The 13,373-nt window shown below is 61.7% G+C and carries 10 protein-coding genes and 1 tRNA gene; all 11 read left to right on the top strand.

Features of this window, described 5'->3' with window-relative positions; genetic code table 11:
- Window positions 1–1,672: pyruvate formate lyase family protein (locus VNZ93_RS07660; RefSeq protein ID WP_325702427.1), on the top strand; the 1,672-nt coding region annotated here is incomplete at its 5' end.
- A 14-nt stretch (window positions 1,673–1,686) separates the two neighbouring features.
- A complete protein-coding gene (gene pflA, locus VNZ93_RS07655; RefSeq protein WP_325702424.1) occupies window positions 1,687–2,517 on the top strand; it encodes a pyruvate formate-lyase-activating protein in 831 nt (276 codons plus the stop codon).
- 42 nt (window positions 2,518–2,559) lie between these two features.
- The gene (locus tag VNZ93_RS07650; protein ID WP_325702422.1) at window positions 2,560–4,152 is read left to right on the top strand and encodes an aspartate:alanine exchanger family transporter; all 1,593 of its coding nucleotides are present in this window, start codon (window positions 2,560–2,562) and stop codon (window positions 4,150–4,152) included.
- 7 nt (window positions 4,153–4,159) lie between these two features.
- A complete protein-coding gene (locus VNZ93_RS07645) occupies window positions 4,160–5,047 on the top strand; it encodes a formate/nitrite transporter family protein (RefSeq protein ID WP_325702419.1) in 888 nt (295 codons plus the stop codon).
- A 19-nt stretch (window positions 5,048–5,066) separates the two neighbouring features.
- Window positions 5,067–6,785, top strand: a complete 1,719-nt coding sequence (locus VNZ93_RS07640; RefSeq protein WP_325702416.1) for a SulP family inorganic anion transporter — start codon at window positions 5,067–5,069, stop codon at window positions 6,783–6,785.
- A gap of 132 nt (window positions 6,786–6,917) precedes the next feature.
- On the top strand, window positions 6,918–9,140 hold the full coding sequence (locus VNZ93_RS07635; protein ID WP_325702413.1) for a DUF3141 domain-containing protein: 2,223 nt from the start codon (window positions 6,918–6,920) through the stop codon (window positions 9,138–9,140).
- A 22-nt stretch (window positions 9,141–9,162) separates the two neighbouring features.
- On the top strand, window positions 9,163–10,143 hold the full coding sequence (locus VNZ93_RS07630; protein WP_325702410.1) for a phosphate acetyltransferase: 981 nt from the start codon (window positions 9,163–9,165) through the stop codon (window positions 10,141–10,143).
- 5 nt (window positions 10,144–10,148) lie between these two features.
- Window positions 10,149–11,363, top strand: a complete 1,215-nt coding sequence (locus tag VNZ93_RS07625; protein ID WP_325702431.1) for an acetate/propionate family kinase — start codon at window positions 10,149–10,151, stop codon at window positions 11,361–11,363.
- Window positions 11,360–12,145, top strand: coding sequence for an enoyl-ACP reductase FabI (gene fabI, locus VNZ93_RS07620; RefSeq protein WP_325702407.1), 786 nt, complete (start codon window positions 11,360–11,362; stop codon window positions 12,143–12,145). Before VNZ93_RS07625 ends, fabI begins: the two co-directional genes overlap by 4 nt.
- A gap of 26 nt (window positions 12,146–12,171) precedes the next feature.
- Window positions 12,172–12,621, top strand: a complete 450-nt coding sequence (locus tag VNZ93_RS07615) for a hypothetical protein (RefSeq protein WP_325702404.1) — start codon at window positions 12,172–12,174, stop codon at window positions 12,619–12,621.
- 511 nt (window positions 12,622–13,132) lie between these two features.
- Window positions 13,133–13,207, top strand: a tRNA-Thr gene (locus VNZ93_RS07610).
- Window positions 13,208–13,373 lie beyond the last annotated feature (166 nt).

Here is a 13,373-nt window from a genome sequence, read left to right as displayed (position 1 = left end):
CAAACAGGAGGAGCGCAAGCAGGTCGACGACATGTGGCCGACGGACGAGATCATCCGCGTTCGCGAAGAACTGTCCGAACAGATCCGTGCGCTCGGCGACCTAGCGGCGATGGCAAAGAATTACGGCTTCGACATCACGCGTCCGGCTTCCAATGCAAAGGAAGCCTTCCAGTGGACCTATTTCGCCTATCTCGGCGCGATTAAGGAAGCGAACGGCGCGGCGATGTCGATCGGCCGCATTTCGAGTTTCCTCGACGCCTATATCGAGCGCGACCTGAAGGAAGGCACGCTGTCCGAGGAAGGTGCCCAGGAATTGTGGGACCAGCTTGTTCAGAAGCTCCGGATCGTGCGCTTCCTGCGTACTCCGGAATACGATGCGCTGTTCAGCGGCGATCCCTATTGGGCGACCGAATGCGTTGGCGGCATGGACCTCAACGGCAAACCGCTCGTCACCAAGAGCAGCTACCGGATGCTTCATACGCTGACCAATCTCGGGCCGGCGCCGGAGCCGAATATCACCGTTCTCTGGTCGAATTACTTGCCGGAGAATTTCAAGCGCTATTGCGTGAAGATCAGCAAGGAAACGTCGTCGCTGCAATATGAGAACGACGATCTGATGCGGCCCTATTGGGGCGACGATTATGCCATCGCATGCTGCGTCTCGGCCATGAAGCTTGGCAGGCAGATGCAGTTTTTCGGCGCTCGCGTGAACCTCGCGAAAGCGCTGCTCTACGCGATCAATGGCGGTCGCGACGAGGTGTCGGGCGAGCAGGTCGCGCCGCCGACGCCGCCAGTGACGGGTGATGTGCTCGACTTCGAAGACGTGATGGAGAAGTTCGACACGACCATGGAATGGCTCGCGCGCACCTATGTGCATGCGATGAACTGTATCCACTACATGCACGACAAGTATTTCTACGAGCGCCTGGAAATGGCGCTGCACGACCGCGACATCCTGCGCACCATGGCGTTCGGCATCGCGGGACTCTCGGTGGTTGCGGACAGTCTCGCTGCGATCAAATACGGGAAGGTCCATGTGATCCGCGACGACACCGGCCTCGCTGTCGATTACCGGATCGAAAGCAAGGGGACGCCGCCGCAATTCGGCAATAATGACGATCGTGTCGACACGATCGCGTCGGATCTTGTCACGAGCTTCATGCAGAAGATCCGCAAGCATCCGACCTATCGCAACGCCACCCATACGCAGAGCGTGCTGACCATCACTTCGAACGTGGTCTACGGAAAGATGACGGGCAACACGCCGGACGGGCGCCGCAAGGGCGAGCCTTTCGGGCCGGGCGCCAACCCGATGCATGGGCGAGACAGCCATGGCTGGCTGGCGTCCTGTCTGTCGGTGGCGAAGCTTCCGTACAAGGATGCGCAGGACGGCATCAGCTACACCGTCTCCGTCGCGCCGCAGAAGGCGCACCTGTCGGAGCCGCAACTGATCGATGCCGCGGTGAAGGCCTTCGACATGTATTTCGGTCAGGGCGGATTCCACATGAACCTGAACGTCATCGACAAGGAGACGCTCGAAGACGCGATGAAGAACCCGGACAAGTATCCGCAGCTCACGATCCGCGTCTCGGGCTATGCCGTGAACTTCGTGCGTCTCACGAAGGAGCAGCAGCAGGACGTGATCAGCCGCACGTTCCACGGCCAGGTGTGACCGGAGGTGAGGGCATGTCCGCACTCGGCACGATCGAAGCCGGCAGTCGGCACGATTTGCGCGTCGGGAAGTCGCCCGATGCGCCGGACGAGAACGATGTGCTGGATCAGGCCAGTGGCACCTACGGCTATGTGCACTCGTACGAAACTGCGTCCCGGTATGACGGGCCGGGCCTGCGTGTCGTCCTGTTCGTATCCGGGTGTCTCCTTCGCTGCACCTATTGCCACAACCCTGACACCTGGCACCTGAAGGACGGGACCTACGTGTCGTCCAAGCAGGTGCTCGACAGGCTTGCCGGCTTCGCGCCGGCTTTGCGATCGCTCGATGGCGGTCTCACCATTTCCGGCGGCGAGGCGATGGTGCAGATGGCATTCACCGGCGAGATTTTCGCCGGCGCCAAGGCCCTCGGTCTTCATACGGCGATCGAGACGTCCGGCTATCTCGGTGACCGGGTCAGCGACAAATATCTGTCGGACATCGATCTCGTGCTGCTCGACATCAAGAGCTCCAATCCCGAGACATATAAGGCGGTCACGGGCCGTGATCTTGCGCCGACGCTTCGTTTTGCGGAGCGCCTTGCGAAGATCGGCAAACGAGCCTGGGTCCGGTTCACGCTGGTCCCGGGTCACACCGACGACCCCGACAATGTCGAAGGTATCGCGAAGTTCGTCGCGCCGATGAAGAACGTCGAGTGGGTGGAGGTGCAGCCCTTCCACCAGCTTGGCGAATTCAAATGGAAGGCCATGGGCCTTCCATACGTGCATGCAGAGACGCCGACCCCGACTCCCGATCTGATCAGCCGTGTCATCGGGCAGTTTCGCGCTGCCGGGTGCAACGTGCGTTGACCTGATTGCTGGCCCTTCGTCCTTTCATTCGGAGACGTTGCCATGATCGACCTCGCCCGCGACATTGTCGGCACACAGCCGATCCTCGCGATCTTTCTCGCAATCGGTGTGGGATATCTGGTCGGTCAGATCAACCTCGGCGGTTTCTCGCTGGGCGTCGGGGCGGTGCTGTTTGTCGGTCTCGCCATCGGGGCTTTCGCGCCGAAGGCCAATATCGTCGGGCCGATCGGGCTTACCGGGCTGATCATGTTTCTCTACGGCATTGGCATCCTCTACGGCCGACAATTCTTCGAAGGTATGGCTGGTGCGGCGGGCATCAAAGCCAATGTCATTGCCCTGATTGCCGTCATAGCCGGCCTGCTGGTGGCTCTGGGACTGGGACAGGTCTACGGCATCAAGATAGGCCACACACTCGGCATGTATGCCGGTTCGATGACCAGCACCGCGACGCTGCAGGCGGCGCTCGACGTCATGAAGAACAGCGACCCCTCGATTGGCTACTCGATTGCATACCCATTCGGCGTGATCGGTCCGATCCTGTGCATCTATTTCATGACGCGCCACGTGAAGCCGAAGTTTCCGCCCAAGGCGCAGCGCTTCCACATGGGCGAGATTACGATTTCAGGAGATGCCGCAGGGCGTACCTTGGGAGAACTGTCGGGCACGTTGCCCGCCGGCGTCCAGGTGACGATGGTTCGCATCAAAGGGGACAACGTCATTCCGGTCGACGATCTGGCGCTGTCGTCCGGCGATGCGCTGCTCGTGGTGGCTGATAAGGCGGAGGGTCTTTCGGAGGCGGCCGCCAAACTCGGCAAGCTTGAAGCCGGCCGGTTGGTGCAGGATCGCTCGTCGCTCGATTACATCCGAGTCTTCGTCGGCAAAGCCGGCATGGTGGGGGTGCCGCTGTCGAAGCTTGCGCTGCCGAGCGGCACGCGGCTTCTGCACGTGCGGCGCTATGACGCCGATCTCTTGCCTTCGCCGGATCTGCTCCTTGAGTTCGGCGACCGCGTCGGTGTGCTGGTGCCGCCAGACCGCAAGCAGGAAGTGCGCAACGCCTTCGGCGACAGCGTCAAGGCGACCACCGAGTTCAGCTATGTCTCGCTCGGTGTCGGTATGGCGCTGGGCATCCTGATCGGGCTGATCCCTATTCCGATCCCTGGCGTCGGCACAGTCACGCTTGGAATCGGCGGCGGGCCGCTGCTCGTGGCGCTTATCCTCGGCAAGCTGCGCCGGACAGGTCCGATGCTTTGGACCATGCCGCTTCCGGCCAACATCGTGTTGCGGAACTATGGTCTTGCCATTTTCCTCGCTGCCGTCGGCATCAATGCCGGACAGCCATTCGTCAAGACGGTCGCTGAATCGGGTTTGACCATGCTGTTCATCGGCGCAGCAGTCCTGCTGACGACCGTGTTGATCGTGTTGCTGGTCGGCTACTACATCATGAAGATTCCCTATGACGATCTGGTCGGCATCGCATCAGGAGCCACCGGCAATCCGGCGATCCTGGTCTATTCGACCCGGATGGCGCCGACCGAGCGGCCGGATATCGGCTATGCGATGATCTTTCCGTCGATGACCATCGTGAAGGTTATCGCGGTGCAGATCGTAGGTCTGATGGCGCTCGGTGGCGGGTAGGCGCCGCATGACAGAGCATACCCCGCCGCCCCAGCCGATCAGCTTCGACACCATTCTCCCGCCCGCCATGGCATTGCGCGCCGAAGCCGGCGGCGTTGCGCGGGCTGCGCTGAACCCGCTTACGGTGTTCGTACTCAGCCTGTTGGCTGGGGCTTTCATCTCGTTCGGCGCGATATTCGCGACGACCGTCGGAGCGATCGGCATCGGTGTGGATGCCAGCATCCCTTACGGGATCATGCGTCTCCTCACAGGCGTCGTCTTCTGTGCCGGCCTCATCATGGTGATCATTGGCGGAGCCGAATTGTTCACTGGCAACAACATGCTCGTAATGGCCTGGGCGAGCGGGAAGGTGACGACAAGAGCCGTGCTGACCAACTGGGTGATCGTCTTCACCGGCAATTTCATCGGCGCGATCGCGACTGCGGTGCTTGTCTTCCTGTCGACTCAATACACCTTCGGCGGCGGTTCAGTCGGGCTGAATGCACTCATGATTGCAAACGGCAAGACCGCGCTCGCGCCAGGACCGGCATTCGTGCTCGGCATGCTGTGTAATGTGCTGGTCTGTCTCGCGGTATGGATGTGCTACAGCGCGCGCACCAACATCGACCGCGTCGTCACGGTGGTGCCGCCGATTTCCATCTTCGTGGCGGCGGGGTTCGAACACAGCATCGCAAACATCTATTTCATCCCGATGGGGCTGTTCATCAAAAGCGGCGCGCCGGATTCGTTCTGGGCGGCGATCGGGAGTTCGCCAGCCGACTTTCCGGCGCTCACATGGGACAATTTCATTATTGCGAATCTCATACCGGTGACTGCGGGCAATATCGTTGGCGGATCGGTGATGGTGGCTGCCGTCTACTGGTTCGTCTACCTTCGCAAGAGCCCGCAAGCCTAGGCGGCGGGAGGTCAGGCGCATGAAGGATACCGGCGCCGGCTTGCCCGATACGCAGCGCACGTGGGCCTGGCTTTCCGGATATCGTGCTGCGTGGCTGCCGCATGACATCGTTGCCGGCGTCACACTTGCGGCTTATGCCATTCCGGTGTCGCTCGCCTACGCCGCGCTCGCCGGGTTGCCGCCACAGGTCGGGATCTACGGCTATCTGCTTGGCGGGATCGGCTACGCGCTGCTGGGGTCCTCGCGCCAGCTTGCTGTCGGGCCAACCTCCGCGATCTCGCTAATGATCGCCGGGACCGTCGGAGCGATGGCCGATGGCGACATGCAGCGTTATGCGCAGATCGGAAGTCTCGCCGCGTTTACCGTGGCCTTCCTGTGTTTCATAGCATGGCTGCTTCGGCTCAGTGTGATTGCGCTTCTGATCAGCGACTCGATCCTGGTCGGGTTCAAGATCGGCGCCGGTCTCACGATCGCAATGACGCAATTGCCGGGTCTCTTCGGTGTGCCGGGCGGGGGCCACAATTTCTTCGAGCGGGTGGTCGTGCTCGCAAGCCAGCTTGGGCAGACCCAAGTGTTGGTGTTTGCGATCGGCGCCGCGGCCCTTCTCCTGCTGTTGCTCGGAGAAAGATGGCTGCCCGGACGCCCTGTGGCGCTCGTGGTCGTGGCGCTTGCCATCGTTTCAGCGACATTGCTGGGACTGCCGGCCAAGGGCGTGCCGATCACAGGCAACATTCCATCAGGGCTCCCGGACTTCTCGTGGCCGCAATTACGCCTGCGCGATGTCGAGGGCATATTCGCGCTCGCTGCCGGTTGTCTTCTGCTGGCCTATGTCGAAGGGGTTTCGGCGGGGCGGACGTTCGCGGCGAAGCATGGCTACGACCTCGACATGCGGCAGGAATTCCTGGGCATCGGAACGGCGAATCTCGCGACGGCATTCGGGCAGGGCTATCCGGTGGCGGGCGGGCTGTCGCAGTCGGCGGTCAATGACAAGGCCGGTGCAAGAACGCCGCTGGCATTGATCTTTGCATCGATCGCGCTTGCTTTGTGTCTGCTCTACCTGACGGACCTCCTCGAAAATCTGCCCAAAGCCGCGCTCTCGGCCGTCGTGCTGACGGCGATCCTCGGCTTGTTCGATTTTCGCGCGCTCGCGCATATGTGGCGCGTCAGCCGGCTCGATTTCTATGCCGCGAGCATTGCATTGGTGGCGGTGCTGCTGCTGGGCATCCTCCACGGCATCCTGCTCGCGGCCTTCGCCTGTGTCGCGCTTCTGTTGATGCGCGTGTCGCGTCCGCATGTGGCCTTTCTCGGTCGCATTCCCGGGACAGAGATTTATTCCGATATGGATCGGCACCCTGACAACGAGTCTCCGAAGGGCGCGCTGATCGTCAGGGTGGAGAGCTCGCTCATTTATGTCAACGCAGCCTTCGTCCTGGATAGTATCCGCGCGCGGTTGCAGGCATCCAGTTCGTCTGACGTCAAGCTGCTGATCTGCGACCTGTCCGCATCCCCATTCATCGACCTTGCGGGGTCACGCATGCTGCACGATCTGCACGCCGATCTCGCCCACCACGGCGTCGCGCTCCGTATTGTCGGAGCGCGCAGCTATGTGCGGGACTTTTTGCGCGCCGACGGACTTGGCGAAAAGGTTGGCGTCATCGATCGCACCACGACTCTTCACGACGTGATCGCGGAGATGGAACGACAGTCTGTGTCAAATTGGCGGCAATCGATTTGCTGAAACTAAACCTAAGTACAGTACCGCCAAACCGTGGCTTCATGGTCGGCTGCCAGAGCAAGACGCCGGGAAGCCGGAGTGCCCGCAATGACGTTTGGGCAAATGCAAGTCGGGCGACCGGAAAGGATCCTTGCTATGACCTCACCCGAGGCCGGATCTTCCATCAGCAAGGCCTTGACGCCCGCCTGGTTCGCAGCGGCCAGCGAATATGTCGCCGATGCCGCGCAACGCTCGGTGCTCTTTCTCGATGTGATGCGGCAGCGGGGCAATGCCTATCGTGAACACGCGGCAAAGACTGCGCCAAACGTCCTGAATTTCGAGTGCGAGCTGGTGACTGATGGGCGCACGCTCCAGCGTCCGGTCAATTATGCGCTGGTTCGCATTATCCCGCCGGCCGGTATGCAGATCAGCCACTCCGCGCGGCCTTTCGTGATCGTCGATCCGCGCGCCGGGCACGGTCCCGGCATCGGGGGCTTCAAGGCGGACAGCGAGATCGGCATGGCAATGCGCGCTGGCCATCCGTGCTATTTCATCGGCTTTCTGCCCGAACCCGTGCCCGGCCAGACCATCGCGGATGTGGCTCGTGCTGAAGCGGAATTCCTCGCCGAAGTGATCAGGCGCCATCCGCAGGCCGACGGCAAGCCGTGTGTCATTGGCAATTGCCAGGCCGGCTGGGCCGTGATGATGCTCGCCGCGCTCCGCCCGGAGCTGTTCGGCCCGATCATCATCGCCGGCTCGCCTTTGTCCTATTGGGACGGCGTGCGCGGAAAATATCCGATGCGCTACAGCGGCGGCCTACTCGGCGGCAGCTGGCTCACCGCGCTGACGAGCGATCTCGGTGCCGGAAAATTCGATGGCGCCTATCTCGTTCAGAATTTCGAAAGCCAGAATCCCGCGAACACATATTGGTCCAAACAATACAATCTGTATTCCAAGATCGACACCGAGGCCGAGCGCTATCTTAGCTTCGAGCGCTGGTGGGGCGGCCACGTCAATCTGAATGCAGAGGAAATCCAGTTCATCGTCGATGAATTGTTCATCGGCAACAATCTCGCCGCCGGCCGGATCACGACTGACGACGGCACGGCGATTGATCTTCGCAGCATCCGTTCGCCGATCGTCGTCTTCTGCTCCAAGGGCGACAACATCACGCCGCCCTCCCAGGCGCTCGGCTGGATTCTCGATCTCTATGACAGCGTCGATCAGATCCGATCCTACGGGCAGACCATCGTATACAGCGTGCACGATGAGGCAGGCCATCTCGGCATCTTTGTCTCGGCGGGCATTGCCCGGAAGCAGTACAGCGAGTTTTCCGACAACATCGACCTGATCGATACGCTGCCGCCCGGGTTGTACGAGGCGACTTTCACCAAACGCGCCTCGGATGCCCCCAATTCCGATCTCGTGACCGGCGACTGGGTGATGCGCTGCGAGGCCCGCACCCTCGACGACATTCGCGCCTTCGGCGGAAATGATGCCGAGGACGAGCGCCGCTTTGCGACGGCGGCGCGGGTGTCGGAAGTCAATCTTGCGCTCTATCGCGCTTATCTGCAGCCCGCGGTCCGGGCCTTCGCTAATCCGGTGCTGGCGGAATGGATGCGGCAATGTCATCCGCTGCGGCTGCAATATGAATTGTTCTCGGATGCAAACCCGTTCATGGCGCCCGTCAAGGCCCTGGCCGAGCAGGTAAAGGCCGAGCGCAAGCCCGTGTCGGGCGACAATCCGTTCCTCGCGCTTCAGGAGAAGATCTCGCAGCAGATCGTCGGCGGCCTCGATGCCTGGCGCGACGCGGTCGAAAACATGGCCGAGCGCACCTTTCTTGCCGTTTATGGTTCTCCGGTCCTGCAGGCAGCCTGCGGTATCGATCGCCAAATCGACCAGCGCTCGCTCCGCAAGGCGGCGAAAAGCCCGCTGTATCAGCAGCTCGTGGAAAAGCGGATCGCGGAATTGCGAGCCGCGATCACGACCGGCGGCGTGCGCGAATGCATGGTGCGCGCAGCGCTTTATATCGGTATGGCGCGTGGCGGTGTCGACGAGCGCAGCTTCGAGATCATCCGCAGGATGCGGCTCGCCTCGACCAGCAATCAGCGGCTGACGCTGGCGCAGTTCAAGCAGCTCGTCCGCGAGCAATTCTTCATGCTGCTGATCGACCGTGAGGCGGCGCTTGCCGCGATCCCACAGCTGTTGCCGGACGACGCCGAGGCGCGCCGGACCGCGCTCGCCGCGATCCAGGAAGTCGCGAGCGCAAGCGGCGCACTCGCCGGAGAGGCGGCCGAAAGAATGAGACGTATCGCCGGGCTGTTCGAAGGCGGCAAGCCGCGGCTCGCTAGGGTTGAAGCGCGAGCGCAGAACAAGTGAGCGTCATTGACGAGGTGCTGTCATGGTCACATCCGAAGCGGCGGTCTCGATGCGGACGGCCCCGCCGGCGCCGCACGCAAAATACGAGCAACTGATCGCGCGCGCGAAAGAGGCGCCGGCATCGTCAACTGTCGTGGTCCATCCCTGCGATGAGACCTCGCTTCGGGGCCCCGTGGAGGCCGCCGAGGCCGGCATCATTCGACCGATTTTCGTTGGCCCTTCCGCGAAGATAGACGCAGTCGCCAAGAAAGCTGGACTCGACATCCGCAAGTATGAACTTGTTGACGTCGAGCACAGCGAAGCCGCTGCAGCCAAGGCCGTGGAGATGATCCGCGCCGGCAAGGCCGAACTGCTGATGAAAGGCAGCCTGCATACTGATGAGCTGATGCGCGCCGTCACGTCCTCGACAACCGGGCTTCGAACCGCGCGCCGCATCAGTCATGTCTTCATCATGGACGTACCGTCGCATCCGGACACCCTGATCGTCACGGACGCAGCGATCAATATCGCTCCCGATCTCGATGTAAAGCGCGACATCGTGCAGAACGCGATCGATCTGTTCCTGCAGATCGGCGATGGCACCCCGCGCGTAGCGATCCTGTCGGCGGTCGAAACGGTCACGACGAAGATCCCTTCGACCATTGATGCGGCGGCCCTGTGCAAGATGGCTGATCGCGGACAGATCACGGGCGGCATCCTCGATGGCCCGCTCGCTTTCGATAACGCGATCGACCTGGAGGCGGCCCGGATCAAGGGAATCAAGTCCGAGGTTGCCGGACGCGCTCAGATTCTGGTCGTTCCCAATCTCGAGGCCGGCAACATGCTGGCGAAAAATCTCATCTTCCTTTCGAGAGCGGATGCGGCGGGCCTCGTCCTCGGCGCGCGTGTGCCGGTCATCCTGACGTCACGCGCGGATTCGGTGCGCACCCGCATGGCGTCCTGCGCGATCGCGTCGCTGTCCGCCGATGCGCGGCGCCGCAGCACCGCACTTCCGGCCGCGTGACCGCCATGGACGTGATCCTCGTTGTCAATGCCGGCTCATCGAGCGTCAAATTCCGGATATTCAAGAGCGATGCGCCCGGAACGCTGCGGCAATTGATCAGCGGTCAGGTGGACGGCATCGGCGTTCGTCCGAGGCTGAAGGCAAGCGGGGCCGACGATCAAAAGCTGGTAGACCGGAGCTATGACGCGACGGATGTTCCGGATGTCGAGACCGCGATGCGCACGGCCGGCGCCTGGCTCAGGCGGGAGCAGAATCTGCACTTCGTGGCGGTCGGGCATCGGGTTGTCCATGGCGGGCCGCATTACGACCGGCCGGTTCTTGTCAATGAAAGGGTGGTGGCCGACCTCGAACGTTATGTTTCGCTCGCGCCGCTGCATCAGCCGAACAATCTGGCGCCGATCCGCGTACTGCTGGAGCGCTTTCCGGACATGCCGCAGGTTGCATGCTTTGATACCGCGTTCCATCGCGGTCATAGCGAGGTTGCGGAACGCTATGCCGTCCCGGATGCGCTCTATGCCGAGGGCGTGCGGCGCTACGGCTTCCATGGTCTGTCCTACGAATACGTCGCGGAGCGGTTTGGCGAATTGATGCCCGAGCGCGCGGGCGGGCGAACCATTGTTGCGCATCTCGGCAGCGGCGCGTCGATGTGCGCGATTGCGAATGGGCGTAGTGTTGAAAGTTCGATGGGCTTCACGGCGCTCGACGGTCTGCCGATGGGAACGCGACCGGGCCAGCTCGACCCGGGTGTTGTCCTGTACCTTCTCAGTGAAAAGGGCATGAGCGCGGGCGCCGTGCAGGATTTTCTCTACAAAGAATGCGGCCTGAAGGGTTTGTCGGGCGTCAGCAACGATGTGCGCGAACTGCTGGACAGTGCCGAGCCGCGCGCCGCGCTTGCGCTCGACTATTTCGTGTACCGGATAGGGTTGTATGCCGGCTACCTTGCGGCTTCGCTCGGCGGCGTTGACAGCTTCGTGTTCACCGCTGGCATCGGCGAAAAGTCCGTTGTGCTGCGTTCCCGCATCGCCGAAAAGCTCGCATGGCTCGGAGCCGAGCTGGATCGGGATGCCAACGGCAGGGGCGACCTCCGTATCTCGCACCCTGACAGCAGGGTCGGCATGTTTGTCGTGCCGACCAATGAAGAACTCATGATCGCGAAGCAGACGGTAGCAACGCTGACTGCGGGCGGTTATGCCGGCGCTGCGGTCAAGAGGACGGCATGAGCATACCGAAGGCGAAAGCGCCGCTGCTCGAAGGCAAGAAAGGCCTCATCGTCGGTATCGCAAATGATCAGTCGATTGCCTGGGGGTGCGCGCGTGCCTTCCGCGGCCTCGGGGCGGAGGTCGCAGTCACCTATCTGAACGAGAAGGCGAGGCGCTTTGTTGAACCGCTCGCCAAGGAACTTGAATCGCCGATTGTCATGCCGCTTGATGTCAACGTCGAGGGGCAGACCGAGGCGGTATTTGATCGGATCAGAACCCAATGGGGAGACATGGACTATCTGATCCATTCGATTGCCTTCTCACCGAAAGCCGCGCTGCACGGTCGCGTCATCGACGTGTCGAAAGACGGTTTTCTCGCCACCATGGACGTATCCTGCTGGTCGTTCCTGCATATGGCTCATCTTGCCGAACCGCTGATGAAAAAGGGCGGCAGCATGTTCGCGATGACCTACTACGGGAGCGAACGTGTGGTGAAGAATTACAACATCATGGGCGTCGCAAAGGCGGCGCTGGAGGCATCGGTCCGTTATCTTGCGGCGGAACTGGGCCCCAAGGGTATCCGCGTCCACGCGATTTCGCCGGGCCCGCTCGCGACGCGGGCGGCGTCAGGCATTCCCGAATTCGACCAATTGCTCGAGAAGGCGAAGGAGAGGGCCCCGACCCGAAGCCTTGTCGGGATCGACGACGTCGGGGTTGCCACGGCCTTCCTGGCGCATGACGCGGCGAAGCTGATTACCGGTCAGACACTCTACGTCGATGGCGGATATCACATCATCGATTAGCGCTTATTGGAGTACGGGAGAGGACAATGGCTGCTCTTGACGACATCCTGCCGAGTGCCAAGGACAACCTCCGCAAGAGTGCCGAGATCGAGGCGCAAAAAGCATCCGAATATATGAAGAAGCAGCAGGCAGCGGAGGCGGAAAAGAAGGCGCTGCTCGACAGGTTGCTCAAGCCGTCGGGCGTTACTGACGAGGAGCGGATGAAGAAGGCCGCCGCCATCATCAACCGCGCGGTCAGCAACGGCCTCACCGAGGTCGAGATCGCGCGCTTCTCGAACAAGCTTTTCACCGACAAGGGGCGCGCGATCAACCAGCAGGAAGCGGGTTGGGAGGAGACGCTGACCGGCCTGCCGAAAGAGCTTCACGCGTTCTGGAAGCAATATCTCGAACCGCGCGGGTATCACATCAAGTTTCAGATTGCCGATTGGCCGGATGGAATGCCCGGAGACGTCAGCATGACCCTGATGTGGCGTTGAGCATAGCCGCTGTGAGGACGCGTGGTCCGTATCGCCGGAAGCCGGGCGCTGCATTGCCCAATGTAGATCTCTGGATTCTCGTATTCTGTTTTTGAGTTCCTCGACGAAGGCTTCGAATTGCTCGAGTGCCTGCACCGGCAGGCTACCGGTCGCGCGTGCGCTGCCACTCGCGAACAGGAGCTCGGGGCAGCGTTTGGAGGACGCTGAAACGGATCGCTCTCCCGGCTTCCTTTGCTCCGGTCGGCGGTCAGACTCGCTTGCGGAACTCCGGGGCTCGCCCGGAATCCGGGCCGACCATAGCGTTATCAGTCGTGTGACAAGGACGCCGCCGGGGAGGCAGATTGGCGCGCTGCAGGGGGCTTCCCGGCAGATTTCGGGCTTTTCATTTGCCCTCGGAGCCGTTATCACGGCCGCCGACCCGAAGGGCAGGACTACCCTGAGATTGCTCCGGCCAAATCCTGCCTGGCCGGGTCGGAGACGAGACGATAAGCCTTTGTGCCTTAAGGAAAAAGCCGGCGTAGCTCAGTGGTAGAGCATCCGCTTCGTAAGCGGGTGGTCGGGGGTTCAAATCCCTCCGCCGGCACCATTTGAATACCCCATCATACAATCACCTCCGGGATTTGCGCTGTTCGCGGATGCGCCGCCTCGCGTCAAACCTGAGGCTGCACCTCAGTCGTTGGCCGGCTGCTCAGGCGAGTTTCACTTTGGCCAGGACGCTCTCAACCGTGGATGTGTTGCCAACAAATTGCGCC

The organism is Pseudorhodoplanes sp. (genome assembly GCF_035565795.1).
Lineage (GTDB): Bacteria > Pseudomonadota > Alphaproteobacteria > Rhizobiales > Xanthobacteraceae > Pseudorhodoplanes.
Note: the sequence above shows the minus strand (reverse complement) of the source record. Positions and strands in the feature narration are given on the sequence as shown.

What these genes read in the sequence shown, in the direction of transcription:
- pflA (WP_325702424.1), top strand. Translation starts at nt 1,687, where the DNA reads ATGTCCGCACTCGGCACGATCGAAGCCGGCAGTCGGCACGATTTGCGC.
- VNZ93_RS07650 (WP_325702422.1), top strand. Translation starts at nt 2,560, where the DNA reads ATGATCGACCTCGCCCGCGACATTGTCGGCACACAGCCGATCCTCGCG.
- VNZ93_RS07645 (WP_325702419.1), top strand. Translation starts at nt 4,160, where the DNA reads ATGACAGAGCATACCCCGCCGCCCCAGCCGATCAGCTTCGACACCATT.
- VNZ93_RS07640 (WP_325702416.1), top strand. Translation starts at nt 5,067, where the DNA reads ATGAAGGATACCGGCGCCGGCTTGCCCGATACGCAGCGCACGTGGGCC.
- VNZ93_RS07635 (WP_325702413.1), top strand. Translation starts at nt 6,918, where the DNA reads ATGACCTCACCCGAGGCCGGATCTTCCATCAGCAAGGCCTTGACGCCC.
- VNZ93_RS07630 (WP_325702410.1), top strand. Translation starts at nt 9,163, where the DNA reads ATGGTCACATCCGAAGCGGCGGTCTCGATGCGGACGGCCCCGCCGGCG.
- VNZ93_RS07625 (WP_325702431.1), top strand. Translation starts at nt 10,149, where the DNA reads ATGGACGTGATCCTCGTTGTCAATGCCGGCTCATCGAGCGTCAAATTC.
- fabI (WP_325702407.1), top strand. Translation starts at nt 11,360, where the DNA reads ATGAGCATACCGAAGGCGAAAGCGCCGCTGCTCGAAGGCAAGAAAGGC.
- VNZ93_RS07615 (WP_325702404.1), top strand. Translation starts at nt 12,172, where the DNA reads ATGGCTGCTCTTGACGACATCCTGCCGAGTGCCAAGGACAACCTCCGC.